Origin of the sequence: Roseovarius sp. SCSIO 43702, assembly GCF_019599045.1 — a bacterium.
Taxonomy (GTDB): domain Bacteria; phylum Pseudomonadota; class Alphaproteobacteria; order Rhodobacterales; family Rhodobacteraceae; genus Roseovarius.
In genome coordinates, this window is the sequence record NZ_CP080623.1 from 3520449 (window position 1) to 3547175 (window position 26727).

Below are 26727 nucleotides of genomic sequence, written 5' to 3' on the forward strand. Positions count from 1 at the left end.
TCGCGGTATCACCTCAATCGGCAATCTCGAAATCGGCTATCCGTTCTGATTATATCACGCCGCGAACGTCACCTCCCCGCCCGATAGCGTGATCGCCGCGCCCGTTTCCTCGAACCCATCGGGGTCCATCGCCTCGAGATCGTCGCGCATCACGACGATATCCGCCACGTAGCCGGGCGCGAGCCGTCCCTTGCGATCCTCGGCAAATTCCACCCAAGCGTTGTCACGGGTCATCGACGCCAGCGCGTCGTGCAATCCCTGCGCCTGTTGCCCCCAGGGCGGCGGCAACCGGCGCGGAGCGACAGCGGCGCGCAGGTTGGTCATCGGGTTCACGCCCACCACCGGCCAGTCGGTCGAGAAGCACACCCGCGCGCCGCTGGCCCGCATGTCCTGCCACGCATAGGCCAGCCGCTTCTGATCGTCATGCAGATGCACCCCCACCGCCTCGGGCGGATAGACGTGGCCCGCCGCCGCGTGGACGGGCTGATACGACGCGACAACGCCAAGCTCGGCAAAGCGCGGCAGGTCGTCGGGATGCAGCACCTCGATATGCTCGACCCTGTGCCGCGCGTCGCGCGCGCCGTTGGTGGCCCGCGCGGCGGCATAGCCGTCGAGCGTGCGGCGGACGGCCAGATCGCCGATGGCATGCACCGCGATCTGGAACCCACGCCTGTCCGCCTCGATGCAGGCCGCGTTGAAATGTTCGGGCGCGAAGACCGCATCACCGCAATGGTCGGTGCCGGGATAGGGGCGGAGCATCAACGCGGTGTGGCTCTCGATCACGCCATCCACGAACATCTTCACGCGGTTGCACCACAGTCGGTCACTTCTCCAGCGCCGGCGCATCTCCTCGGCTTCCTCGAAACGGTCCAGTTCGTCGAATGCCTTGAAGTGAAACGGCACCTCGATCCGGCAGGGGAGCGCGCCCTCGGCCTCGAGCTCGGCCAGGAGCTCCATCTGGTAGGGATTGCCATCCATGTTGTGCAGGCCGGTGATTCCATGCGCGGCGCAATGGGCGAGGCCGCGCCGGATCGCCTCGCGGTCGGCTGCGCGTTCCGCCGCGGTCGGCGCGGGCTCGGGGTCGCGGCCGGTCGCGATGCCAGCCTTCTCGCGTCCGCCATGCCGGGTGTAGCGCAGGAGTGGACCGAAGGCGCCCGGCTCCTGCAACTCGCCGGTGGCAAGACCGTCCTCGCCCATGACGATGCGCGATCCCGCCACGGTGTCGCCCCCGCGAAGCAGGCCCGCCAGTTCCAGCGCGGCGGTGCTCGCCCAGACGGTGTGATAATCGGGCGAATACATGGCCAGCGGCCGGTCGGGCAGGATCGCGTCGAGGTCGTGGCGTGTCGTCCCGTGCCGCTCGCCGAAGATGCCGTAATCCGCCTGGACCGCGAAGACGAGCGGCGCCTCGGGCCGTGCCGCCGCCTCCTCCCGCACCACGCGGGCCACGTTGTCGCGGCCCGTGACGCCCTTGAGGCTCAGCGTCTCGAGCTCGACCGATCCGCCGAAGATGTGCACGTGGCTGTCGATGAAGCCCGGCAGAACCGTGCCGCCCTGCGCGTCCGTGATGCGCGTGTCCGGTCCGGCCAGAGCCCGCATTTCCGAGGTCGAGCCCACGGCCACGATCCGCCCGCCGCCGATTGCAAGGGCTTCCGCCTGGGGGCACCCGTCCTCGAAGGTCAGAAGCCGCCCGTTCACGATGATCCTGTCCACCTTTTCCATCACGCCTCCCACTCCTGCAAACGCGAACGCGGCCCCCGCTTGAAGGAGGGCCGCGCTCCGGTCATACGTCGTCTTACTTGGTCAGTTCGGTCCAGATCTTCGAGTAGATCGCCTGAACCTCGGGCGGGCAGGTCTTGGCGATATATCCCGCATCGGCCAGTTCCTCGGGAATGACGACTTCGGGCGCGGAGGCCATCACTTCGTCCATGTATTCCTCGCTGCCCGCGATCCCGTTCGCATAGCGGGCGAAATTGGAGTTCAGCGCCGCGTTCTCGGGATCCATGATGAAGTTCAGGAAGAGCTTGGCGTTCTCGACATTCTGCGCGTCAGCGGTGATCGCCGCGTTATCCATCCAGATCGGGAAACCGGTCTGCGGATAGCCGAACGCGATATCCTCGTTCTGAAGCCGGGCGCGCATCGAGGCGCCGTTCCAGTTCAGCGTCGCGGCGATGTCCTCGTTCGCAAGCCGCTCGATATTGCCGTAGGCCATCGAGATCCAGTGCTGCTTGGCCTCGACCAGAGAGTCGCGAACCTTCTTCAGAAGCTCCTTGTCGCTGCTGCACTGCTCGCCGCCGAAATACTTGATGCTCACACCCATGAGATCGTTCATCTCGGGGACGACGTTGATCTTGCCCCGAAGCTCCTCGGGCGGTTCGACCACGATCGCGGCGGTGTTGATGTCGCCGTCATAGACGCTCGTGTTGACGCTCACGCCGACCGTGCCCCAAAGCCACGGCACCGTGTATTCCCGGCCCGGATCGAACTCCACGTCGACCCAGCGCTGGTCCACGTTCTTGAAGTTCTCGAGCTCGTTGGGATTGGACTTCATCAGCACGCCTTCGGAGATGAAGATCGGCACGTAGGTGCCCGACGGCACCACGATGTCGAAGCCGGCACCTCCGGCCTTGAGCTTGGCCAGTGCCGTATCGTTCGAATCGTAATCCGTAATCGTGACGTCGATATCGTGTTCCTTCTCGAACTTCTCGATCAACTCCGGGCTCGTATAGTTGCCCCAGTTGTAGATGTTGAGCTCTCCCTCGGCCTGCACCGCACCGGCGGCGAAGGCCAGGGCGCTGGCCGTCATAAAGATTTTTCTCATTTTTCGATCTCCCTGATTGTCGGCCCCGGTCCGGGGCCAGGATTGAGCCGGATCACTTGTTCTTCCGGCTGACGAAGAAAAAGGCGGTCACGAGCAACACCGAGATGGCCAGAAGCGCGGTCGAGATCGCGTTGATCTCGGGCGTGATCGCGCGCCGCAACTGTCCCAGCATATACGTGGGCAGCGTGTCCTGTCCCGCGGATTTGACGAATTCGGTGATCACCACGTCATCGAGCGAGATCACGAAGGTCAGCATCGCCCCGGCCAGGATCCCGGGCCAGAGCTGCGGCAAGGTGATGTAACGGAACACCTTGAAGGGCGTGCCATAAAGATCCTCGCCTGCACGTTCGAGCGTGAGGTCCATTCCCTGAAGCCGCGCGCGGATGGGCATGTAGGCGAAGGGGATGCAGAAGGCCGCGTGGGCGATGATCAGATACCAAAGCCCGGTATAGCCGGTCCAGACCTTGATCATCGAGAAGAAGATCAGGAGCGACACGGCGGTCACGATCTCGGGGACCATGAGAGGCTGGTTGATCAACGCGAAGGCGAGGGTCTGTCCGCGCCACGGCGTGCTGCGCGTCGTGGCGAGCGCCGCGAGGACGGCCGCCGTGGTCGAGATCGTCGACGCCGCGATGGCGATGACCACCGACCGGATCGTCGCGGCCTGCACCTGCTCGTTCTCCCATGCGGAGACATACCAGCGGAACGAGAACCCGTCCCATTGCGAAATCGATTCGCTGGCGTTGAAGGAGTAGATCACCAGCAGCACGATCGGCAGGTAGAGCAGCACGAAACAGGCGATCGCGACACCGCTGAAGCCCGGCTGGCGCTTGACATCGAAGGATCTAGCCATGGCTCGTCTCCTCGGTTCCGACAGCGCGCACGTAGAAGATCAGCGCGACCATCACGATCAGAAGAAGCGTGAGCGACAACGCGGCACCCAGCGGCCAGTTGCGCAACTGGCCGAACTGCAATTCGATCAGGTTGCCCAGCATGAGCTGCTTGCCGCCTCCCAGAACCCGCGGTGTCACGTAGGCCCCGAGGCAGGGCACGAAAACAAGGATCGACCCCGCCACGACACCCGGTTTCACCAACGGGAATATGATCTGCGTGAGGACTTTCCAGCGATTGCCGTAAAGGTCGTAGCCGGCCTCGACGAGCCGGAAGTCGAGCCGCTCCATGGACGCGTAGATCGGCAGGATCATCAGCGGCAGGTAGACATAGGTCATGCCCACCAGGAGCGAGAACTCGGTGTATAGCATCTGGATCGGCTGCGTCACGAGGCCCATCGCGATGAGCACCGTGTTGATCGTGCCCTCGTTGCGGATGAGCTCCATGATCGCGAAGGTCCGGATCAGAAGGTTGGTCCAGAACGGGATCATGATGAGAAGCATCCAGATGTCGCGGGACCCCTTGGGGCGCGTCGCGATGAAATAGGCGGTCGGGAAGCCGACGAGGAACGACAGCAGCGCCGTCAGCAACGACAGCTTGATCGACCGCCAGAACACCGTGAGATGCGCATCCGCCCAACCAAGCTCGTCGGTGAAGAAGTCCCGCTCGGCGACGACGTTGAACCAGGCATCGGTCGAGAAGTCCCACACCACGCCGCCGTAGTCGCCCGGCGTGAGAAAGGAATAGATCAGCACGATGACCAGCGGCCCCGCCGCGGCAAAGATCAGGATGAAAAGCGCCGGAGACAGCAGCAGCGCGCGGGAACGTGGTTTCATGTCGGCCACCCCCTCAATCCTTCAGAACCTGGCCGGCGTTCCGGCCGAACCGGATGCCCACCTTGTCGCCTTCGCGAAGCGTCTGATCGGCGTCGGGCTCGTTCTGCTTGCGCAGCACGAACGGCGTGGCCGCGCCGTCGATCGTCACGTGGAAATGCGTGTCGGTCCCGAAATAGACGATCTGCTCGAGAATGCCCGAAAGCTGTCCCTCACCCGGCGTCACGAGGTCGGCATGTTCCGGCCGGATCGCAAGTGTCACCTGACCTTTCGCATCGTCGGTGCGCGAGCTGCGCGTCTCGATCTCCTGGCCCGAGGGCAGGCGCACCCGCGCCGTGTCCTCCCGGGCCTCGATCATCTCGACCGGCAGAAAGTTGGTGTCGCCGATGAAATCGGCCACGAACCGTTCCGCGGGGTGGTCATAGATCTCGCGCGGACCGCCGATCTGGCGAATCTGCCCCTCGCTCATCACCGCGATCCGGTCCGACATCGTGAGGGCTTCCTCCTGATCGTGGGTCACGAAGACGAAGGTGATCCCGGTCTCGGATTGCAACCGCTTCAGTTCGAGCTGCATTTCCTTCCGCAGCTTGAAATCCAGCGCCGAAAGCGGCTCGTCCAGAAGAAGCACCTTGGGCCTCGGGGCCAGCGCGCGGGCCAGCGCCACGCGCTGCTGCTGCCCGCCGGAAATCTGCGCGGTCTGCCGGTCGGCAAGATGCGACATGCGCACGAGCTCCAGCATCTCGCCGACGATCTTCTCGATGTCGGCCTTCGAATTGCCCAGCATCTTGAGCCCGAAGCCCACGTTCTCGGCCACGGTCATATGCGGGAACAGGGCGTAGGACTGAAAGACCGTGTTGACCGGCCGCTTGTAGGGGGGCTGCCCGGCCAGGTCGGCACCGTCGAGCGTGATCGCCCCTTGCGTCGGCCCCTCGAATCCCGCGATCAGGCGCAGAAGCGTGGTCTTGCCGCAGCCGGAGGGCCCGAGCAGGGTGAAGAACTCGTTCTGACGCACGGTCACCGAGACATTGTCCAACGCGCGGAAAGCGTCGGCGCCCGATCCGAACACCTTGCTGACACCCTTGATCTCGATCATCTGCAACCTCTCGACCTCATGAGATTTGATCAAATCACCGGGAGGCATGATTTGACAAGAGTGCATCGAAGATAATTTTCTCCTGCCGCCCTGATCGCGATTCAATCCCCGGTGGATGACTCAGCCGTCAAGCGCTTTTTGGACTTGCCCCTCAACCTATCCGTGATATCCGGTGCCGCCAGAGAGCGGATGGCCTCGTCAAATGTGCGGAGCACCGGGAGAAAACGGTGCCCGGTAAAGCAGGATGGAGCAGGACGTGCACTTGGTAGAGAAATTCACCCACAAAGACGCAACTATCGGGATTCTGGGCCTGGGCTACGTGGGGATTCCGCTGGCGCTGGCCGCATCGTCGGCGGGCCTGCGGGTGGTCGGCTTCGACGTGGTACAGGGGCGCGTAGATGACCTGAACGCAGGCAAGAGTCCCATCAAGCATATCACCGGCAGCGATATCGCGGTGATGAAGGAAGCAGGTTTCGAGGCAACGACAGACTTCTCGCGCACCGGGGAATGCGACGCGCTGATCATCTGCGTGCCGACCCCGCTGAATCAATACCGCGAGCCGGATCTCAGCTTTGTCACGGCCACGATGGACACGATCACCCCTTACCTGCGCAAGGGCCAGGTGCTCAGCCTGGAGAGCACGACATGGCCCGGCACGACGAGGGAGATTCTGCTGCCCTATGTCGAGAAGGCCGGGCTCGAGATCGGCAAGGACTTCTTCCTCGCCTATTCGCCCGAACGCGAAGACCCCGGCAACGCCGACTTCGAGACCCACAAGATTCCCAAGGTCGCAGGCGGTCACACACCCCAATGTCTGAAGGTCGCCGAGGCGCTTTACGGCACCTTCATCGACAGGGTGGTCCCGGTCAGTTCCACCGAGGCCGCCGAGATGGTCAAGCTGCTGGAAAACATCCACCGCTCAATCAACATCGGGCTGGTCAACGAGATGAAGATCGTGGCGGACGCGATGGGCCTCGATATCTTCGAGGTGATCGACGCGGCCAAGACCAAGCCGTTCGGTTTCACCGCCTACTATCCCGGCCCCGGCATCGGCGGCCACTGCATCCCCATCGACCCTTTCTACCTGACCTGGAAGGCGCGCGAATACGGCCTGCACACCCGGTTCATCGAGCTGGCGGGCGAGATCAACGCCTCCATGCCGCAATACGTGGTGAACAAGTTGGTGCGGGCGCTGAACGAGGTCGGCAAGAGCCTGAAAGGTGCAAAGGTTCTCGCGCTCGGAATCGCCTACAAGCGGGACGTGGATGACATGCGCGAAAGCCCGTCGGTCTTCGTGATGGAGCGGCTGCGCAGCTGGGGCGCGGAAGTTCATTACTCGGATCCCAACGTCCCGGTCTTTCCAGAGATGCGGCAACATGAATTCGATCTCACTTCGGTCGACCTGTCGCCCAAGGTGATTGCCGGATACGATGCGGTGATCCTGCTGACCGACCACAGCGATGTGGACTACGAGATGATCCGGCAGAACGCACAGCTTCTGGTGGATACCCGTGGCAAGTTCCGCGGCGATGCCGCCGTCATCCGGGCGTGAGGAGACGACGATCATGATGACACGTTATGCGCTGATCGGCGCTGCCGGCTACATCGCGCCGCGGCACCTGAAGGCGATCAGGGACACCGGCGGCAACCTGGCTGTTGCCCATGATATCAACGACAGTGTCGGCGTCATGGACAGCTTTTTCCCCGATGCAGCCTTCTTCACCGAGTTCGAGCGGTTCGACGCGCATGTCGATGCACTTCGACGAGCCGGCCATGGTGTCGATTACGTCGGCATTTGCAGCCCCAACTACCTGCACAAGGCGCATATGAGCTTCGCGCTGCGCTCGGGCGCGGACGCGATCTGCGAGAAGCCACTGGTGCTCGAGGTTGGCGATCTTGACGACCTGGCGGCCCTCGAGAACGATACGGGGCGACGGATCAATTCGATCCTGCAACTCCGGCTGCATCCCGCCATCATCGCACTGCGCGACCGCATCGCGAATGGCCCGAAGGACAAGGTCTACGACGTGGATCTGGGCTATTTCACTTCGCGCGGGGCCTGGTACCATGCCAGCTGGAAAGGGTTCGAGCAGAAGTCGGGCGGGATCGCCACCAATATCGGGGTGCATTTCTATGACATGCTGAGCTTCGTCTTCGGCCCGATCCGCGAGAACATCGTGCATCATCGCGGGCCCGACGCGGCCGCGGGCTATCTCGAATTCGCCCAGGCCCGCGTCCGCTGGGTGCTGTCGATCAACCGCGACCACCTGCCCGCGCATACGCCCGAGGGGCAGACCACGCATCGCTCCATCACCGTCGAGGGCGATGAGATCGAGTTTTCCGGCGGCTTCACCGACCTGCATACGGCGAGCTATCAGAACGTGCTGGATGGAAACGGCTACGGCCTCGACGTGGTGCGCCCGTCGATCGAGGTGGTGAGCCACATCCGCACCGCGCCCGTCGAACCAGGCCGCGGTGAACAGCATCCTGATATCGGGAAGGTGTTGGGATGATCCACGAGACCGCCTTCATTCACGAGAGCGCATATGTCGATGAGCCATCGGAGATCGGCGCCGGCACCAAGATCTGGCATTTCGTGCATGTGCTGCCGCATACCAAGGTGGGCGCGGATTGCGTGCTGGGTCAGAACGTCATGGCCGGGCCGCATGTGACCATCGGCGACGGCTGCAAGGTGCAGAACAACGTGGCGCTCTACAAGGGAGTCACGCTCGAGCAGGACGTGTTCTGTGGGCCGTCATGCGTGTTCACCAACGTCCTGACCCCGCGCGCCCATATCGAGCGCAAGGACGAGTTCGAAGAAACGCTGGTCAAGCGCGGAGCGACGATCGGCGCCAACGCAACGGTGGTCTGCGGCAATACGCTCGGGGCCTATTGCATGATCGCAGCCGGGGCCGTGGTGACGCGGGACGTGCCCGACCATGCCCTGATGGCGGGTATCCCGGCGCGCCGGATCGGATGGGTGTCGCGCTCGGGTGACCGGTTGGGGGCGGACCTGACCTGTCCGCGCACGGGTGAGCGTTACACGGAAGATGGCGAGACTTTGATTTTGCTCGAGGATTGACCGACATGCAATTCGTTGACCTGGCCGCCCAGCAGGACCGCCTGCGCCACGAGATCGAAACCGGCATCGCCCGCGTTCTGGCGCATGGCAAATACATCATGGGCCCCGAAGTGGCCGAGCTGGAAGAGGCTCTGTGTGGCTATACAGGAGCGGGGCACTGCATCTCTTGCGCCAATGGGACCGATGCCTTGCAGATCGCGCTGATGGCGCTCGGGGTGGGGCCGCAAGACGAGGTCATCACGCCCGGTTTCAGCTATATCGCCACCGCCGAAACGGTCGCGGTGCTGGGCGCAAGACCGGTCTACGTCGATATCGATCCGGTCAGCTACAACATGAATCCGGACAGTCTGGAGGCTGCGATCACGCCGCGCACCAGGGCGATCATTCCGGTATCGCTCTACGGTCAGTGCGCCGAGTTCGACGCGATCAACGCCATCGCGGAAAAGCATGGCCTGCCGGTGATCGAGGACGGTGCGCAGAGCTTCGGCGCCTCGTACAAGGGGCGCAGGTCGGGCAACCTGTCGACCATCGGCTGCACCAGCTTCTTCCCCTCGAAACCGCTGGGCTGCTATGGCGATGGCGGCGCGATCTTCACCAGCGACGACGAGCTGGCGCGGGTCATTCGGCAGATCGCGCGGCATGGACAGGACCGGCGCTACCATCATGTTCGTGTCGGGGTGAACAGCCGGTTGGACACCATTCAGGCGGCGATCCTGCTGCCCAAGCTCGCGATCCTCGACGAGGAACTCGCCGCCCGCCGGAAGGTGGCGGAGCGCTATGACGCGATGCTCCGGGGCGGCAACCTGCTGAGCCTGCCGAAGATCGCCGATCACAACCTCTCGGCCTGGGCGCAATACACCGTGCGGGTGAAGGAGCGCGAGCGAGTGCAAGCCGCCTTGAAGGAGGGCGGCGTGCCGACAGCGGTGCACTACCCGCTGCCGCTCAACCGCCAGCCCGCGGTGGCGGACCCATCGGCCCACCTGCCCTCCGGCGACCGCGCGGCGGAGGAGGTCCTGAGCCTGCCGATGCATCCCTATCTGGGTGCAGAGGAGCAGGAGAGGGTCATCGAGGCCTTGAGGAAGAATACGGAACAATGAGGTATGGAAGCATCCATCTGCTGCTTGCCACGAGCCTCGTCTATTTGGCGCTGGCGACAGGGACGCTGTTGCCAAAAGTGCTCGGTGACATTGTGATTGTTCACCACACAGTTATCGCAGGTATTGCAATTCTCGTTCTTATGGCCAAATCTAATCTGGCGACGTTTGGCGCGGCGGCCATAATTGTCATCTCACCCATCATTGCAGTTTTGATTTTCCGCGGGATGGTCGCGCATGACATTCCTTTTCTTATAGAGAAGGTTGACGGAGCGGTGCTTTCAACAATCTTCGTAAGTTCGATTTCAGCCCACCTCATAACCAAGTTCGGTGAAGAGCGCTTTTTCCAAGCCTTTGTTTTCGTGGCAATGTTTGTTCTGGCCGCGACCTTGGCCTACAAGGCTGTCTTCGGATTTTCCGTGCGATCAGTGCGCTATCTCATAAATGGCCCAATTGTATTTGGCTGGTTGATGGCGCTCTCGAGCCTCACCAGCGTGTACCTCATGCTACAGGGCAGGTTCTTGGCGAACGGAACGCGCGCTGCCTTGTTCCTTGCAGCAACGTTTTGGGCAATGTCCAAGGGGCCAATCGTTGCATTCGCACTGGCAGCTCCTCTGCTCGTCTTTCGGCTGTTTTCGTTCAAGCGCGCGGTTTTGGTTTCCCTTTGTATGGTTTCACTTGGGTATGTCGTCATCTGGTCATTGCCGTCTGAGTTTCTTGTACGATACGAGGCAATCTTCCGCGTTCTTGCAGACGATGCCGGGACGCAAGACTTTGGTTCGATCGGCGCCAGGCAACATATGATGGCGGATGCGCTGGAGCTTTATCGAGAAAACCCACTCTTGGGAGTTGGAGTCACGAACTTCCAAGTGGCTACCAGTGGTGGATTTGCATATCCTCATAACCTCACGCTCGAGATCATGAGCGAGATGGGGGTCATCGGGCTGGTCGCATTCGGGCTGGTGTTTGCTTTCGTACTCTGGAAGAACACGCCTTTCGGGCGTGCAGTCTTTCTGTTCATCTTTATCTGTACGTCTTTTAGTGGCGATATGAGCTATCTCAGGATTCTCCTCTTCATACCGCTAACTTATACTCTCCTTCTTGTATCGCCGACGTCGGTTAGAAACCCCGCAGAAGAACCCGGAAGAGATTTGGCATGACTGTCTGGATTTTCGTCATTCTGGTCATTTCGGTCTTTTCCTGCTCCGTATTTCTGGACGCTGTTTCCGTCTTGCCGAGGGTCGCCGGTTCGATTGTGGGACTAAATGCCATCGCTTACTCGGTGCAAGTGATCGTAAACACCATAAAACGCGTATTCATCGTAACTTACCCCCCTTTGGTAGGCGTGATCGCGCTGGCAGATGACCTGGAGCTTCTGCTGACGGCAATCTTTCTGTCCTATGCTGTCTCAATCGTTCCGCTCTTTGCTTGTATCTTGTTCCGCGAAAAAATCGTCTACTACTTTTGTGACTTGCTTTCCCTCTACCATTCCGATGGTCGTCTTTTTGCCTCCATCCTGAAGGCGAGACCGCGGCCAGCACCTGACGCGCAGACTATTGACAACAAGCTTTTTCAAAAACGAACTTTGTCTCTTGCGCGAAGAGATATCGCGCCCCGCGTTTTCTTTGTCGCCGCGTGGATATTTGTTTTCTATGGCTCTTCCATGTTCCTGATCAATCTCATTGCATTCAGGTTTCAGGACGCTTCTACAGTGGTTCTTCAGCTTACAGGTTTCATTAACGCTTGCGGCACTGTGGTACTCGCATTCTATCTTGATCCAATGCTTTCTCGTAAATACGAGATCGGTGAAAATTTGCATGAGACCCTGAACTCACTTCTCCTTGCACATGTTGCAAATGTTGCGCTTCTCGGACCACTGATAATCGCGGTCGCAACCGCCATCCTATACCTCTGAGGGAAAATTCCATGTGCCTACATCTGACATGTTTTTTCCGCGGCGCCAGATTAACCCGGGCGATAACGCTTAACGAACCGAGGAAGACAAAAAAATGAGGTGGGGAAACCACAGAGTACCCAAGCGAACGTACGAGTTGTCGACGAAGGCAGGAAGCGAATGAGCCGTATCTGGATCATCAATCAATATGCCTCGACGGCCGATACCGGAATTGGTGGGCGGCATCACTATCTGTCACGCGAACTGGCCGCGCGGGGACATGACGTGACGTTGGTGGGGCGCCCAGCCGAACAAGCTGTTCGAGTACATGGGCGCCGGGCTGCCTGTCATCGCGTCAGACTTTCCGCTATGGCGACAGATCGTGGACGGGGCCGGGTGTGGGCTTCTGGCGGATCCGCAGGACCCTCGGGCTATCGCGCGGGCGATGGACTGGATACTGGACAACCCGGACGAAGCAGAAGAAATGGGGCGCCGGGGCAAGCACGCGGTCGAGACGACTTACAATTGGCCGACCGAGGCCGAAAAGCTCGTGGCTTTCTACAATGAACGTCTCGGCGTGCCGTTGAAATCCACAAAACAAAAGAAAACGACATGACCAGTATACTGACCGTGATCGGGGCACGCCCCCAGTTCATCAAGGCCGCGGCCGTCTCGCGCGAAATCGCGGCGACCGACGGAATCGAGGAGATCCTCGTGCATACGGGCCAGCATTACGATGTAAACATGTCCGACATCTTCTTCGAAGAGATGGGCATACCCGAACCCGCGCATCACCTCGAGATCTCTGGCGGATCGCACGGGCAGATGACGGGACGGATGCTGGAACGGATCGAGGCCGTGATGCAGTCCGAAAAGCCCGATGCGGTTCTGGTCTACGGGGACACCAATTCAACCCTTGCCGGGGCGTTGGCGGCGGCCAAGCTGCATATTCCGGTGGCCCACGTGGAAGCTGGCCTGCGGTCGTTCAATCGCACCATGCCCGAAGAGATCAATCGCGTGCTGACGGATCATTGTTCGGACCTGCTGCTGACCCCCACCGATACGGCGACGCGCAACTTGCTCGACGAAGGACTGGAGGCGAGCCGCGTGCATCAGGTCGGTGATGTCATGTACGATGCCGCGCTCTATTTCGGCGAGATCGCGGCGGGCAAGTCCGACATGCTGGCGCGTAGCGGTGTGAGCGAGGGCGATTTCGTTCTTGCCACCATTCACCGCCAGGAAAACACCGACGATCCTGCGCGGCTGGCGGCGATCTTCGAGGGGCTGGGACGGGTGGCGCGCGACATGTCCGTGGTACTGCCGCTGCATCCGCGCACGAAGGCGCGGCTGGTGGCTTCCGGATTGGCGCATCTGACCGAGGCGCTGACCGTCGTTGCGCCGATGGGCTATCTCGAGATGGTGGCACATGAGAAGGCCGCCGCGGTGATCGTCACGGATTCGGGCGGGGTACAGAAAGAGGCGTTCTTTTATGGCGTTCCCTGCGTCACTCTGCGCGACGAAACCGAATGGGTCGAGCTGGTGGATGCGGGCTGGAACCGGCTGGTGCCGCCGCGAGACCCCGCAGAGGTGCAGCGCGTCGTTTCCGGTGCCGCCGGCACCAAGGGCTCGGACATCGTTCCTTACGGCAGGGGTGATGCGTCGGTCCGGATTCTGGACGCGCTCAGAACGGGTTTGCGGTAATGGGCAAGGTCTGGATCATCAATCAGTATGCTTCGACGCCCGACACCGGGATAGGTGGACGGCACTACTATCTCTCTCGCGCACTGGCTGCGCGGGGACACGAGGTAACGGTGATCGCGGCCCGCTGGCATCATCTGCTGCGCGATCAGAGGGCTGCGGCGGCGGCCGCTAGTGTCGAGGAGCGGGACGGCTATCGCTTCGTCCGCGTGCCCGTGCCGCGCTACGCCCATGCCCACGACAAGCGCAGGGTGCTGAACTGGCTACTGTTCGGGCGACGATTGCGTCATCTGCCCGGACGGCTGGGTGAGTCACCTGACACGATCCTTTATTCCTCGCCGTCGCTGCTGGGGTTCAGCGGCGCGGAACGTCTGGCCCGGAAGACCGGCGCTCGGCTGGTGTTCGAAGTGCGCGACATCTGGCCGCTGACACTGGAGGAAGTGGGCGGACAATCGCCACGACACCCGCTGATGGTCTGGATGCAGCGGGTCGAGGACCGGGCCTATCGCGTATCGGATGCGGTGGTCTCGAACCTGCCCAACGCTGTGGATCACATGACGACGCGCGGCATGGACCGGGCCAAGTTCACCTGGGTCCCCAACGGGTTCGACCGAGGCGAGGTGGAAACGCCCGAACCACTCTCAGACGCCGCTGCCGACACCCTGCCGAAGGGCAAGTTTCTGGTCGGCTATACTGGGACCATCGGCGCCGCAAATGCGCTCGAAACGATGGTGGAGGCCGCCGCGAGACTTGAGGATCACGAGGATATTGCCTTTGTCATCGTTGGCAGCGGTCGGGCCCGCGACAGCATCGCCGCGGATATCGCGCGACGCGGATTGCGCAACATTCTCGTGATCGACCCCATACCGAAACGCCAGGTACAATCCATGCTGGCGCGGTTCGATGCTTGCTATATCGGATTGACCCACGATAGCCTGTTTCGGTTCGGCGTCTCGCCCAACAAGTTGTTCGACTATCTGGTGTCGGGCACACCAATCCTCTACGGCATAGATTCCGGGCGCTATCGCCCGGTCGAGGAGTTGAGAGCAGGACTGCAGATTCAGCCCCAAGACCCTGCCGCCCTCGCGGACGCGGTTCTGAAACTGAAGGCGCTTCCCGAAGCGGAACGTGCGGCAATGGGCGCGCGCGGACGCCGCGCCGCCCTGGAAACCCACGAGTACGGTGCCCTTGCCCGGCGGTTGGAGGAGGTTCTGTTCCCAGAGGGCGCGTCGTGATCAAGCGGGGTATGGATATCCTCGGCGCTCTCATCGGCCTGATCCTTTTCTCGCCGCTGCTGATCCTGCTTTTCGTCCTCATCCGGCGGGACATGGGCGCGCCGGTGCTCTTTCGGCAGACCCGGCCCGGAAAGGATGGCAAGCCGTTCGAGATGATCAAGTTCCGCTCCATGAAGGATGCCCGTGGCCCTGACGGCACGCCGCTGCCCGATGCCGAGCGGATCACGCCGCTCGGGCGGAAATTGCGGTCGACCTCGGCTGATGAGTTGCCCGAATTGTGGAATGTACTGAAGGGCGACATGAGCCTGGTCGGCCCGCGCCCGCTGTTGATGGAATACCTGCCGCTCTACAGTGCCGAGCAGGCCCGCCGCCACGAGGTCCGCCCCGGCATCACCGGGTGGGCGCAGGTCAACGGACGCAACGCGCTCAGCTGGGACGAGAAGTTCGCCCTGGATGTCTGGTACGTGGACAATCGCACGCTCTGGCTGGATCTCAGGATTATCTGGATGACGCTGGCGAAGGTTATGAGGCGCGATGGTATTTCCGCATCCGGTGAGGCGACGATGCCGCGGTTCACGGGACAGAATGGAGAGAACTAACCATGAAGTTTGTTTACAGCCATGGCGGTTTCGCTCGCGAGATTATGAGATCAGTGCGGGAGAACTTCCCGAATGATAAAATTTTTTTTGTTGATGATAATGCGACAGGCGATGCAATTAGCTATGACGAGGCATTAAACCGACGGGCAGAATCTGCATCTTCATTCGTGATCGGATTTGCCGATTCGAATCTTCGTCGACAAAAAACTGAAATGGTGCTTTCTGATGGCTTTAGTATTTTTTCCGTTCAAGCTCGTACGGCCATCATTGGTGAAAACGTCAGTCTAAGTGCGGGTGCCGTAGTCAGTGATTTCACCATTCTTACTGCGGACGCGCAGATAGGGCATTCGTTTCATTGTAACATCTACAGTTATGTTGCTCATGATTGCATAGTCGGAGATTTTGTTACGCTCGCGCCACGTGTTTCGGTCAACGGCCGCGTCGAGATCGGCGATGATGTCTATATCGGCACCGGCGCTACGATTCTGCCAGGCCGTGCAGATCAGCCTCTGAAGATCGGACGGGGCGCAATCATTGGTGCGCATTCACTCGTGACGAAAGACGTTCCTGAAAATACGGTAGTGATCGGAGCGCCGGCGAAACCTCTTAAAAGGAGGACATGATATGCTCACGGGACCGTTCCCTCCTTGGCCCGCCTTCACGCAGGAAGAGGCTGACGCTGTTTCGGACGTATTGCTTTCGGGCAAGGTCAATTACTGGACAGGAGAGGAGGGGCGCGCGTTCGAGCGGGAGTTCGCGGAATTCGCGGGCACAACGCACGCCATTGCGGTGGCCAACGGCACGCTGGCGCTGGACCTGGCGCTGCATGGGCTGGGGATAGGGTCGGTCAATGGCGGGGCGGCCAGCGACGAGGTAATCGTCACGCCGCGCAGCTTCATCGCGTCGGTCTCCTCGGTCGTGAACGCGGGCGCGCGGCCGGTTTTTGCCGACGTGAATGCCGATAGCGGCAACATCGCGCCCGATACCGTGGCGCCCGTCATCACCGCCAATACCCGCGCGATCCTTTGCGTGCACCTGGCGGGCTGGCCCTGCGACATGGAGGGTATGCGCGCGGTGGCGGGCGATGACATCCGCCTGATCGAGGATTGCGCGCAGGCCCATGGCGCAATGTACAAGGGGCGCCCCGTCGGGGGGTTGGGGGATGTCGCCACCTGGTCGTTTTGTCAGGACAAGATCATGACCACCGGCGGCGAAGGCGGCATGGTCACCTGCGACGACGAAGAGCTTTGGCGGCGGATGTGGGCCTTCAAGGATCATGGCAAGAGCTATGCCGCAGTCCACGAGCGCGAGCACGCGCCGGGGTTTCGCTGGCTCCACGAAAGCTTCGGCACCAACTGGCGTCTGACCGAAATGCAGTCGGCTATCGGGCGCATTCAATTGTCGCGAATGCCGAGTTGGCACGCGGCCCGTACCGCTAACGCCGACGCGCTGATTACGGCCCTGACCCCGTTCACCGGGCCTGACGGACCCGTGCGCCTGCCATTGCCCGAGCAGGGCGGCGGCACCCGGCATGCCTGGTACAAGTTCTATACCTATGCACGGCCGGAGAACCTGAGCGGGGGCTGGCACAGGGACCGGATCGCTGCCGAGATCTCAGCGGCGGGCGTGCCCTGCATGCAGGGGTCGTGTTCGGAGATCTACCTGGAGAAGGCCTTCGACAATACCGGGCTACGCCCCGACACCCCTCTGCCGGTCGCGCGGGACATGGGCGAGACCAGCCTGATGTTCCTGGTGCATCCGGGGCTCGGGCCCGAACATCTTCAACGGTCGAAGGAGGCCATCGCCAAGGTTCTTGGTAAAGCCGGCCGATCCAATTCTTTCTGAATTACGCGGCGGCGCAAAGAGAAATTGAAACGTCGACCAATCTACTGCGAGTTCGCCCGGTGGTCTGCAAGAAACGCCGAAGATCTATTTATTGAAGAGCCGATTACATTATATTTCCCTCTATAAGTGTTTTCCGGCTGATTTCATTTCCCCAACCGGATACCTTCATGTCTTGTCGATCAAGAAGTCATCCACGTTGCCGCCGGACTCGAGGTGTTCCTTGATCCAGCGCGGCTGACGTCCGCGGCCGGTCCAGGTGAGTTCGGGGTTCTCGGGGTGCCTGTATTTGGGGGCAACCTTGGTCTTTTTCCGACCGCCAGCGCTGTTCTGTTTGCCTTCGACACCGAAGTGTTCCTTCATCAGGGTTTCGAAATCGACACCTATTTCCCTGGCGACTTCGCGCATCTTCTGGAGAGCCTCCGCCCGGGCCTGCTTCTTTCTCTTCTCGATCTGCTTTTCAGTGGCCAACTGAATGCGTTTGAGATCATCGAGCTCCATGTTTTCCAGGCCGCCGACGATATCGTCTTTCGTGAGCTTTTTCGGCATCCATTAAATCCTTTTCAATATATGACGGATCATGTTTAGATATCCTGATCATATCGCGCAAGGTTTAACTTCTCGGGCATCTTTCATGAGAATAATATCGAAATCCGGTGAACGGTTATTTCGTGCGAATATCGGCTTGATAGATCGGGGCGGTTTATCCGACTGATCCCGTGGTTTCCTTGACAATCCGCCGTCCAGTGTAGGCAGCCATGGAAAGTCAGCCACGGCGGATCATCCATGCAGTCCGGGCGTGGGCATCCATCCAGAACGGCCTTCTGGCGCACGAAGGCACGGTAATCAAGCGTGCGCCGAAGATATGGGCAAGCGGGGGAGCTGGTGCTGCTGAAGGGACTCGAACCCCCGACCCATGCATTACGAATGCATTGCTCTACCAGCTGAGCTACAGCAGCAGCACTGCGCGTCTAGTAATAAGCGAGAGGGAAAGCGTCAAGATGATCTTGCGGGCATCGTTTCCATGGTGTTCCGAGCGCGAGGTCCAAGGGGTTCGTTCCGGCCACGCGTGGTGGATCACCTAGAATTCCACGCCCCGCTGCGCCTTCACCCCGTCCTTGAACGGGTGTTTCACCAAGGACATCTCCGTCACGAGATCGGCTGCTTCCAGCAACTCGGGCTTCGCGTGGCGTCCGGTGAGGCAGACATGGGTCATCCGCGGCTTCTCGTGGAGCAGGAATTCGACCACCTCGTCGATGTCGAGATAATCGTAGCGCAGGGCGATGTTGATCTCGTCGAGCAACACGAACCCGATCTCGGGATCGAGGATCTGTTCGCGGGCGATCTTCCACCCGTTACGCGCCGCCGCGATGTCGCGCTCGCGATCCTGCGTTTCCCATGTGAAACCTTCCCCGGACACGAAGAAGCGGCATTCATCCGCGAAGCGGTCGCGCAGAAAGGTTTTTTCGCCGGTCTCCCAGTTGCCCTTGATGAACTGCACGACGGCACAAGGAATACCGTGCCCGATGCAGCGCATGACCATGCCGAATCCCGACGACGACTTGCCCTTCCCGTTGCCGGTATGGACGATGATAAGGCCTTTCTCTTCGGTTTTCGTGGCCATCAGCCTGTCGCGTGCCGCCTTGATCTTGCGCATTTTCTCGGCGTGGCGGGTGTTCAGGTCGTCATCCATGGTCCGTCTCTTCGAGCTGGTCGAGTCGTGCAGCTATGACAGACTGCGCATGTCTCGCACAATCCGATTCCGGCAGGTCGCAGTCAATCCGCGTGCCGGCCCGGCGGCTTCGCGTGATGCGCGAGCAGATCGCGAAGGCGGTCGTGATCTATCGCCCGGACCGGCCGCCCTTGGGGCTTCACGGCGATCCGGTCCTCCGCCGCGATCATGGCGTTGACCACGGCTTCCTCCGTGGCTTGCACGGCGGCGGTATAGAACGCGTCGAGATGGGTGTCCTTCAGCGCATCGAGCTGCATGATATCCGGCGCGTTCCAGGGGTTCTCCTGCGGGTTCGACGTACTGAAGGCGAGGAAGATGTCCCCCGAGCCATGGCCGCCGCTCGTGCCGTTCCGTCCGATCCCGATGCTCCCGCGCCGGGCGAGCCGGTCAAGTTGATGTGGCAGGAGGGGCGCATCGGTGGCGATGACCACGATGATCGATCCCTGCTCGCGATCCAACACCAGGTCATCGCGCATGTAGCGCCCTACCGGCACGCCCGAAATCTCGAGCGCGTCGCGCGAGCCGTGGTTGGCCTGCACGAGTACCCCCAGCGTGTAGTCGCCGCCTGCCACCTTGACGCGGCGGGAGGCGGTGCCGGTGCCGCCCTTGAACTCGTAGGCGATCATCCCCGCTCCACCGCCCACGTTGCCTTCGGCCACGGGCCCCGGTTGCGCCGCGTCGAGCGCGGCACGCGCATGGGCCTCGGTCACGCCCCGGGCATTGATGTCGTTGAGCACACCGTCATAGGTCTCACCCACGACCGGCAGGCACCAGATATGATCGCGCGCGAAGACCTCCGGGTGCCGCTCGATCATCCAACCAACGACCGCATGGCTGACGATGCCCACGCTGTGCGAATTGGTGAGCATCACCGGCCCCATGAACCAGCCCAGATCGCGGATGTGATGGCCTCCGGTCAGCTCGCCATTGCCATTGAAGGAATGAATACCCGCCCAGACCGGCGTGATCGCGCCGCTTTCGCCCCTCGGGATGATGGCGGTGACGCCGGTGCAGAGCCCCTTGTGCCCGCCTTTTCCCTGCTGCGCGTCCTCGATCACCGTGGTGAACCCGACGGTGACACCCGGCACATCGGTGATGGCGTTCTGCGCAGCGGGCTCGCCTGAGAAGCGGAGTCCGATATCGCGGGCGCGTATGGGATCGCTCATGATCTGTCCTTGTCGTCGTCTCGGGTCAGGATCGGGCGACTCTTGCTGCCCGGATCATAGGAGAAGGGGTCGAAATGCTCGGCGAGTGCGCGCATCTGCTCGAGCCGTTCGGTCGTGCCCGCGCCGCGCCGTGCGGCCACGCTGTTCAGGAAGAGCCCCAGAAGGGCCGAGAGACCGGCCATGCTGTCGAGAAAGGCGCGGGTCGCCGTCGCGACGCTCAGGACGTGGGGCGTGTATTGCCGTGGCCACGCCCCATAGCGGTCCGTGATGATGACAAGCGGCATGTTCCGCCGCAGGCAGAGATCGGCGATCTTCACCGCCTCATGCGCATAGGGCACCACCTCGATCATGACGAGGCAGGATTTCTCCGGTTCCTCAATGAAGATCTCCGACCAGGTGCCGCTGCGCCCGTCGGTGAAACGCACGCCGGGACGCGCGTATTTGAGTCGCGTGGCGAAATCCATCGCCATGCCCTTGACGCCCTGGAAGCCGGTGACATTGACATGCTCCGCGCGTTCCACCACGTCGAGCGCGGCGGCCCATGGCGCGCTCGAAGCCAGGTCGTAGACCTCGACGATGGCGTCGATCTCGCGGCGGAGCATCGCGTCACGCTCGCCTTCTGCGGTGGGCGGGATCTGCACGCGTGACGCGCGCGAGGTGCCGGCGCCTTCACCGCCGCCGCCGCGATACTCGGCACTCACGGCGGCCTTGAATGCCTTGAAATTCCTGTATCCCAGTCGTCGCACGAAACGGCTCACGGTCATTTCGCTCACGCCTGCACCCACAGCGAGCTCGGCGGCATTCACGAAGGGCAGGCTGTCGTAGTGGCGCTCGACCCAGAGGGCAACCTCTCCCTCGCCCTTCGAAAGGTTGCGCGCCTGCGCGATGCGCTCGCGGGCGGTTTCATCGGTCATGCCGCGCCTCCGTGCAAATGCGGGATCGCGTCGATCAATTCGCGCGTATAGGCCTCGCGCGGGGTGTCGAAGACCTGCGCCGTCGGCCCTGCCTCCACGATTTGCCCCCGGCGCATCACGATGACCGAGTTACACAACCGGCGGATGACGGCAAGGTCGTGGCTGATGAAGATCATGGTCAGCCCGCGTTCCCCCTGCAACCGGGACAAGAGCGCCAGCACCTGCGCCTGAAGCGTCACGTCGAGCGCCGATGTCACCTCGTCCGCGATGATGACGCGCGGATCGAAAGCCAGCGCGCGGGCGATGGCGACCCTCTGGCACTGTCCGCCCGAAAGCTGGCCCGGCAGGCGCCGCGCCAGGTCGGGCGCGAGATCGACCTGCTCCATCAGAGCGCGCACGCGCGCCTTCACCTCGCCCGGAGGGCACAGCCGGTGGCGGCGCAGCGGCTCCGCGATGGCCGCCTCGACGCGCATCCGCGGGCTGAGCGCCTCGTAGGGGTGCTGATAGACAAGCTGCATCTCGCGCAGGTAGGCGATGCGCCCCCGCCCGGTGGGATCGGCGGGCCTGCCATCGAACATGAACGTTCCGCGGTCCGGCGTCACCAGTCCGACGAGCGCGCGCGCCAGCGTGGATTTTCCCGATCCGCTCTCGCCCACGATCCCGAGGCTTTCTCCCGGTCTCACCGCGAACCCGGCATCCCTGACCGCCACGAACCCGCCCTCCTGCCCTGTCAGCAAGTCGGTGAGTGTCCGGCCGCCATATCTGATCCGCACACCCTTCGCCTCGACCAGCGGCGGCGCGTCCGGCACTTCCTCGAGCGGACTCGCCTGGAGCCGATCGGGGTGGGACGAGATGAGTTTCCGGGTATAGTCGTGACGCGGCCTGTCGATCACCTGCCGCACCCGCCCGCTTTCCACCAGCTTCGCACGCCGCATCACAAGCAGGTCGTCGCAAACCTGGGCCACGGCACCGAGGTCGTGGCTGACGAAGATCATCGAGAGGTTCCGCTCCCGCCGCAACTGCGCCAGCAGGTCCAGCACGCTTTTCTGCACGGTGGCGTCAAGCGCTGTGGTCGGCTCGTCCGCCAGAAGGACATCGGGCTCGCAGGCCAGCGCCCCGGCGATCATGGCGCGCTGTTTCATGCCGCCCGAGAGTTCGTGCGGATAGGCGCGTGCCCAGCGCTCGGGTTCGGGAATGCGCACCACGTCCAGAAGGCGCAGCACCTCCTCGCGCATGTCGCGCCCGCGCATGTCTGTATGCTTGCGCAATGTCTCGGCGACCTGGTCGCCGATGCGCATCAGCGGGTCGAGGTGGCTCGCGGGGGTCTGGAAGATCATCGCGATCCGACGCCCCCGGATGCGGTTCAGTTCGGCCTCGGGCATCGACAGAAGGTCGCGCCCCTCGAACTCGGCCAGCCCCCCGATTTTCGCGGTGCGCGGGAGGAGCCGCATGAGCGCGCGGCAGGTGACGGATTTGCCAGATCCGCTCTCGCCGACGATGCCCAGCGCCGCACCTCGTTCGAGGTCGAACGACACCCCGTCAACAGCCCGGGTCTCGCCGAAATCGACCGTGAGGTCACGCACCGACAGGAAACCGCTCATCGCTCGATCCTCAGCATTCGCGCCAACCCGTCCCCCATGAGCGCGAAGCCAACACCGATGAGGACCATCGCGAGACCGGGAAAGAAGCTGATCCACCACGCGGTCGAGATATAGGTCTGCCCCTCCGCGATCATCACGCCCCATTCGGCGGCGGGGGGCGACACGCCCATCCCGAGAAAGCCCAGCGCCGCGCCGAAGAGGATCACCAGCGTCACGTCGGTCATCAAGTAGACCACGACGGGCGACAGTGAATTGGGCAGGATGTGCCGCACGAGGATATAGCCGTGCGAGAACCCCATGGTACGCGCCGCCAGGACGAATTCCGCCTGCCGCAGCACCATCGCCTCGGCCCGGGCCAGCCGCGCGTAGCCGACCCACCCCACGAGCGCGAGCGCGATGAAATAGTTCTCGATACCCGGGCCCAGGACGGCCACGATCGACAGGACCAGAACGAAGAACGGGAACGGCACCGTGATGTCGAGAAGGCGCATTGCCACGGTATCGACCCATCCCCCGAAATACCCGGCAAGCAGGCCGATACTCATCCCGATGAGCATGGGCGCGACCACGCCCAGCAGTCCGATATAGAGCGCCAGCCGCGCACCATAGATCACCCGGCTGTAGGTGTCGCGGCCCACGTTGTCGGTTCCGAACCAATGGCGCCCATCGGGCGGATTCAGGATCGCCTCGAAGTCGATGGCATAGGGGTCATGCGTCGCAAGAAGCGGCGCGCAAAGCGCGATCAGACCCCAGACCGCCACCAGCGCCACACGGATCACGAACATGGGCGAAAGCTTCATGGCTTCACCCTCGGGTCGATGACCGCAGAAACAAGATCCACGGCCAGCATCACGAGGATAGTGGTCAGCGCGAAGACGAGTGTCGCCCCCTGCACCACGAAGTAATCCCGCGCGAGGATCGAATCGACCATCAGCTTGCCCATCCCCGGCACCGCGTAGACCGTTTCGACGATGACCGACCCGCCCAGGAGATAGGCCACGATCACTGCAAAGAGGTTGAGCGTCGGCAGGACCGAGTTCGGGAAGACATGCGTGCGGAACACCTGCCGCTCACCCAATCCCTTCGAGAGACCGGTCAGCACGTAGTCCCGGTTCATCTCGTCCAGCAGAGCCGAGCGCAGAGTGCGCACGAGGATCGGCACCACCCAGATCATCGTGCTGAGCGCCGGCAGGAAGAGATGGAGGATATGTTCGCCGAAGCCCTCGCCATACCCGCTCACCGGGAACCAGCCCAGTGTTACGCCGAAGAAGCGCGCGAAGAGAAGCGCAAGCCAGAACACCGGCACGGCAAGGCCCAGCACGCCCAGAAGGCGAATGGCCTGGTCCGCGATCCCGTTGGGGCGACGTGCCGACCATACGGCCAGCGCGATGACCGGCGGCAGGGTCAGGAAGATGGTGTAGAGCACGAGGAAAAGCGTCACCGGGTAATGCTGCGAAATCAGCTGCGACACCGGCACGCGGTACCGCAGTGAGGCGCCAAGATCGCCCTGCACGAGGTTCTTCAGATAAGTGAAATACTGCACGAGGATCGGCTCATCGAGGCCATACCGGTCGCGGATCGCCGCGATGGTTTCCGGCGTCGCCCTGTCGCCCACCAGAAGGCGCACCGGATCCCCCGGCGTGGCGGCCATCAGCGTGAAGGTGATGATGCTCACCCCGAGAAGGACCGGCAGCGCCTGAAGAAGACGCATGGCGATGAAACGTAGGGTTTTCACTGGAGAAATCCGTTCGGCAGTCCGGCGGCGGGTGGAAACGGCGGCGCGGTACTCCGCGCCGCCCGGACGTCACGGGTCCTCACTCATCCGCGAGCTCGGCTTCCTCGAGCGTCCATTGCAGCGACGGCGTGAGAGTCAGCCCCTTCACGTTCGTTGCATAGCCGTTGGCGAAGGGTGAATAGTAGAGCGGGATCTGGGCCAGTTCCTCGGTCGAGATCTTCTGGATCTCGGCATACATCTCTCCGCGCTTTTGCTCGTCGCGTTCCCGCAATGCCGCCTCGGTCAGTTCGTTAACCCGCTCGTTATTGTAGTTGGTATAGTAGGAACGGTTGCCGCAGGCCCCGCAGACCGCCCAGCGTGCGGCAAGGTCGGGATCCTCGGTCTCGTTATACCACCACGAACTCGTGACCTGGTAATCGCCATCCGTGAGCTTGCTCCACCAGAGGCCCGCATCGACGCGTTCCACAGTTGTCTTGAAGCCGACCGCGTCCCACTGTGCCTTGAGCAGAGTGGCGATCTGCTCGGCGCTCGGCGTGATCATGAGCGTGACCTCGGTCCCGACCGCATCCTCCTCTTCCAGGAGCGCCCGGGCGCCCTCTGGATCGTAGGCAGGTGGCGAAACGCTCTCGTCATGGAACTTGAGCGCATTTGGCAGGGTGCTGTTGGCCACCGTCGCGTTGCCCAACGTCACCGCCTTGGTGATGGCTTCGCGATTGAGCGCCATCGCCGCAGCCTTGCGGATGTTGAGGTTGTCGAAGGGCGGCTTGTCGTGGTTCGGCATCACGCCGTAAACAACGGTCGACGGCTCGAGCACGACCTTTGCCTTTCCCGATCCGTTGATCTCCTCGATCTGCGCCCAGGGCACGCCCCGGTTCACGTCGATCTCGCCCGCCATGATCATCGTGCTGCGCGCGTTGTCGTCGCTCACCTCGATCAGGTCCGCACCGTCGAGCCTGGGATACCCCTCGCGCCAGTAATTCGGGTTGGCGCTCAGCGTCAGGCGGTCGTTGGGCTTCCAGCTTTCCACCATGAACGGCCCCGATGTCACCGGATCCGAGGCGAACGCCTCCTCGCCGCGCTCTTCCAGGTCATCCTTGCTCACGATCCCCGCGTTGAAGATCTCCATGTAGGACAGCATCGGCGCGCTCGGATATTCGAGGGTCAGCTGCACCGTGTCCTCGTCCACGGCGGTGAATTCCTTCACCGGCGCGTAGGCCGCCGGATAGGCCGAGCCTTCGTCCTTGGCCACGCGGTTGAGGCTGAAGGCCACGTCCTCGGCGGTGATCTCGCTCCCGTCCGAGAACTTGGCGTCGCGAAGCTCGAACGTGTAGGTCAGCCCGTCCTCGGACACGTCCCAGCTCTCGGCGAGGCCCGGCTGCAACTGCCCGTCACGATCCTTGCGCAAAAGCCGCGCGTAAAGCTGGCCGAACGCCTCGATATTGCCCGCCGCGGCGCTTGCGATCGGGTCGAGGGTCGTCACCTTGTTGGGCGAGGCGATCCGTATGACATCCTGCGCGCTCAGGCTGGTGCCGAAAAGCATCAGCGCGGCGGCCGTCAGCGTCGTTCCTTTCGATTTCATCTTGTGTCCTCCCTGGGTCTGTCCTTCCATTACGTTAGCAAACTACCTTTGCTTCTGGAAAGCGTTATTTTTGTATCAAGAAAGCGGGCCGCACATGTCCGCAAGCCGAGGGTGCGAAACATGAAGGTCATGATCAGCGTCGATATCGAAGGCATTGCGGGTATTGCCCATTGGGACGAGGCGCTGAAGCCCCGCGACGAATACCCCGCCTTCCGCGATCTCATGACAGACGAAGCTATCGCCGCATGTCAAGGCGCACGCGCCGCCGGCGCGACCGAGATCTTCCTGCGCGACGCGCATCAGACGGCGCGAAACCTCGACATTTCCCGCCTGCCAGAAGGCGTCCGGGTGATCCGTGGCTGGTCGGGACATCCTTTCAAGATGCTTCAAGAGCTTGACGAGAGCTTCGATGCCGTCGCCATGGTCGGTTGGCACGGGGCGGCGCGCGATGGGGGTAATCCGCTGTCGCACACGATGACGGGCCGGTTCGCGGACATTACGCTTAATGACGAACCGCTCTCGGAATACGGGCTGCATGCACGTCTCGCGGCATCAGTCGGCGTGCCGGTCGTGTTCCTTTCGGGTGACGCGGCCATCTGTGCCGAGGCGCGCGGGATCAACCCCGCGATCAACACCGTTGAAACCAAGGTTGGGCGCGGTGCCTCTGTCGTCACGTTGGTGCCGCGCGACGCCTGTGCCCGGATCGAGGCGGGCGTGGCCTCGGCCCTCGCGACGCCGCGCACCGATCACGCGATGCCTGTGGCACAGGCGCACCGTCTCGACCTGCGCTTTCCGCATCACGAGTTGGCCTATCAGAAATCCTTCTATCCCGGCGCACGGCTTGTCGCGCCCGATACCATTCGGGTCGAGGCGGACACGATCTTCGAGATCGCCCGCGCCCTCTGTTTCATGTAGCCTGCG

At 62.3% G+C, this 26727-nt stretch carries 25 protein-coding genes, 1 tRNA gene and 1 pseudogene; 13 read left to right on the plus strand and 14 right to left on the minus strand.

The window, feature by feature from the left end; translation table 11 throughout:
* Positions 1-54: 54 nt before the first annotated feature.
* The 5 genes from K1T73_RS17325 to K1T73_RS17345 all read right to left on the minus strand — a co-directional run bounded on the left by K1T73_RS17325 (position 55) and on the right by K1T73_RS17345 (position 5635).
* The gene (locus K1T73_RS17325) at positions 55-1719 is read right to left on the minus strand and encodes an amidohydrolase (protein ID WP_259400538.1); all 1665 of its coding nucleotides are present in this window, start codon (positions 1717-1719) and stop codon (positions 55-57) included.
* 73 nt (positions 1720-1792) lie between these two features.
* Complete coding sequence (locus K1T73_RS17330) at positions 1793-2818, minus strand: extracellular solute-binding protein (protein ID WP_220601900.1); 1026 nt, start codon at positions 2816-2818, stop codon at positions 1793-1795.
* Between the two features lie 52 nt (positions 2819-2870).
* A complete protein-coding gene (locus K1T73_RS17335; RefSeq protein WP_220601901.1) occupies positions 2871-3671 on the minus strand; it encodes an ABC transporter permease in 801 nt (266 codons plus the stop codon).
* A complete protein-coding gene (locus K1T73_RS17340) occupies positions 3664-4545 on the minus strand; it encodes an ABC transporter permease (RefSeq protein WP_220601902.1) in 882 nt (293 codons plus the stop codon). The genes K1T73_RS17335 and K1T73_RS17340 overlap by 8 nt, the downstream gene beginning before the upstream one ends.
* A gap of 13 nt (positions 4546-4558) precedes the next feature.
* A complete protein-coding gene (locus tag K1T73_RS17345) occupies positions 4559-5635 on the minus strand; it encodes an ABC transporter ATP-binding protein (protein ID WP_220601903.1) in 1077 nt (358 codons plus the stop codon).
* A 256-nt stretch (positions 5636-5891) separates the two neighbouring features.
* On the opposite strand from K1T73_RS17345, the gene K1T73_RS17350 reads away from it, so the two are divergent.
* From K1T73_RS17350 to K1T73_RS17405, 12 genes and pseudogenes are all read left to right on the plus strand, one after another.
* Entirely contained in the window at positions 5892-7187 is a 1296-nt protein-coding gene (locus tag K1T73_RS17350; RefSeq protein ID WP_310794400.1) for a nucleotide sugar dehydrogenase, read from the plus strand.
* Between the two features lie 13 nt (positions 7188-7200).
* The gene (locus tag K1T73_RS17355; RefSeq protein WP_259400348.1) at positions 7201-8148 is read left to right on the plus strand and encodes a Gfo/Idh/MocA family protein; all 948 of its coding nucleotides are present in this window, start codon (positions 7201-7203) and stop codon (positions 8146-8148) included.
* Entirely contained in the window at positions 8145-8717 is a 573-nt protein-coding gene (locus tag K1T73_RS17360; RefSeq protein WP_220601905.1) for an acyltransferase, read from the plus strand. Before K1T73_RS17355 ends, K1T73_RS17360 begins: the two co-directional genes overlap by 4 nt.
* 5 nt (positions 8718-8722) lie before the next feature.
* Complete coding sequence (locus K1T73_RS17365; RefSeq protein WP_220601906.1) at positions 8723-9814, plus strand: DegT/DnrJ/EryC1/StrS aminotransferase family protein; 1092 nt, start codon at positions 8723-8725, stop codon at positions 9812-9814.
* Complete coding sequence (locus tag K1T73_RS17370) at positions 9811-10971, plus strand: O-antigen ligase (protein ID WP_220601907.1); 1161 nt, start codon at positions 9811-9813, stop codon at positions 10969-10971. The genes K1T73_RS17365 and K1T73_RS17370 overlap by 4 nt, the downstream gene beginning before the upstream one ends.
* Positions 10968-11726 (plus strand): hypothetical protein, encoded by a 759-nt coding sequence (locus K1T73_RS17375; RefSeq protein WP_220601908.1) that lies wholly within the window; start codon positions 10968-10970, stop codon positions 11724-11726. Before K1T73_RS17370 ends, K1T73_RS17375 begins: the two co-directional genes overlap by 4 nt.
* Positions 11727-12018: 292 nt before the next feature.
* Positions 12019-12321: pseudogene (locus tag K1T73_RS17380) on the plus strand (glycosyltransferase); the annotation flags it as partial.
* Positions 12318-13406, plus strand: a complete 1089-nt coding sequence (wecB, locus tag K1T73_RS17385; RefSeq protein WP_220601910.1) for a non-hydrolyzing UDP-N-acetylglucosamine 2-epimerase — start codon at positions 12318-12320, stop codon at positions 13404-13406. The pseudogene K1T73_RS17380 and the gene wecB, both read left to right, overlap by 4 nt.
* Positions 13406-14638 carry a glycosyltransferase family 4 protein gene (locus K1T73_RS17390; RefSeq protein WP_220601911.1) on the plus strand — a complete coding sequence of 411 codons (1233 nt, stop codon included), beginning with the start codon at positions 13406-13408 and terminating at the stop codon, positions 14636-14638. Before wecB ends, K1T73_RS17390 begins: the two co-directional genes overlap by 1 nt.
* Positions 14635-15237 carry a sugar transferase gene (locus tag K1T73_RS17395; protein ID WP_310794401.1) on the plus strand — a complete coding sequence of 201 codons (603 nt, stop codon included), beginning with the start codon at positions 14635-14637 and terminating at the stop codon, positions 15235-15237. Before K1T73_RS17390 ends, K1T73_RS17395 begins: the two co-directional genes overlap by 4 nt.
* A 2-nt stretch (positions 15238-15239) precedes the next feature.
* Positions 15240-15860 (plus strand): acetyltransferase, encoded by a 621-nt coding sequence (locus K1T73_RS17400; RefSeq protein WP_220601912.1) that lies wholly within the window; start codon positions 15240-15242, stop codon positions 15858-15860.
* 1 nt (position 15861) lies between these two features.
* Positions 15862-17082 carry a DegT/DnrJ/EryC1/StrS aminotransferase family protein gene (locus tag K1T73_RS17405; RefSeq protein WP_220601913.1) on the plus strand — a complete coding sequence of 407 codons (1221 nt, stop codon included), beginning with the start codon at positions 15862-15864 and terminating at the stop codon, positions 17080-17082.
* A 165-nt stretch (positions 17083-17247) separates the two neighbouring features.
* Here the strand turns inward: K1T73_RS17405 and K1T73_RS17410 are convergent, their stop codons facing one another.
* The 9 genes from K1T73_RS17410 to K1T73_RS17450 form a co-directional block, all read right to left on the minus strand.
* Positions 17248-17628 (minus strand): H-NS histone family protein, encoded by a 381-nt coding sequence (locus tag K1T73_RS17410; protein WP_259400350.1) that lies wholly within the window; start codon positions 17626-17628, stop codon positions 17248-17250.
* 334 nt (positions 17629-17962) lie between these two features.
* Positions 17963-18038 (minus strand) — tRNA-Thr (locus K1T73_RS17415).
* 122 nt (positions 18039-18160) lie between these two features.
* Positions 18161-18772: a cob(I)yrinic acid a,c-diamide adenosyltransferase gene (gene cobO / locus K1T73_RS17420; RefSeq protein ID WP_220601914.1), complete on the minus strand. Its 612-nt coding sequence runs from the start codon at positions 18770-18772 to the stop codon at positions 18161-18163.
* 83 nt (positions 18773-18855) lie between these two features.
* Complete coding sequence (locus K1T73_RS17425) at positions 18856-19977, minus strand: P1 family peptidase (RefSeq protein WP_220601915.1); 1122 nt, start codon at positions 19975-19977, stop codon at positions 18856-18858.
* Positions 19974-20891: a MurR/RpiR family transcriptional regulator gene (locus tag K1T73_RS17430; protein ID WP_220601916.1), complete on the minus strand. Its 918-nt coding sequence runs from the start codon at positions 20889-20891 to the stop codon at positions 19974-19976. The genes K1T73_RS17425 and K1T73_RS17430 overlap by 4 nt, the downstream gene beginning before the upstream one ends.
* Positions 20888-22492 (minus strand): ABC transporter ATP-binding protein, encoded by a 1605-nt coding sequence (locus K1T73_RS17435; RefSeq protein ID WP_220601917.1) that lies wholly within the window; start codon positions 22490-22492, stop codon positions 20888-20890. Before K1T73_RS17435 ends, K1T73_RS17430 begins: the two co-directional genes overlap by 4 nt.
* A complete protein-coding gene (locus K1T73_RS17440) occupies positions 22489-23292 on the minus strand; it encodes an ABC transporter permease (protein ID WP_259400351.1) in 804 nt (267 codons plus the stop codon). Before K1T73_RS17440 ends, K1T73_RS17435 begins: the two co-directional genes overlap by 4 nt.
* The gene (locus tag K1T73_RS17445) at positions 23289-24227 is read right to left on the minus strand and encodes an ABC transporter permease (RefSeq protein ID WP_220601918.1); all 939 of its coding nucleotides are present in this window, start codon (positions 24225-24227) and stop codon (positions 23289-23291) included. Before K1T73_RS17445 ends, K1T73_RS17440 begins: the two co-directional genes overlap by 4 nt.
* Before the next feature lie 79 nt (positions 24228-24306).
* Positions 24307-25806: an ABC transporter substrate-binding protein gene (locus tag K1T73_RS17450; RefSeq protein ID WP_220601919.1), complete on the minus strand. Its 1500-nt coding sequence runs from the start codon at positions 25804-25806 to the stop codon at positions 24307-24309.
* 120 nt (positions 25807-25926) lie between these two features.
* On the opposite strand from K1T73_RS17450, the gene K1T73_RS17455 reads away from it, so the two are divergent.
* Positions 25927-26721, plus strand: coding sequence for a M55 family metallopeptidase (locus K1T73_RS17455; RefSeq protein ID WP_220601920.1), 795 nt, complete (start codon positions 25927-25929; stop codon positions 26719-26721).
* Positions 26722-26727: the final 6 nt, after the last annotated feature.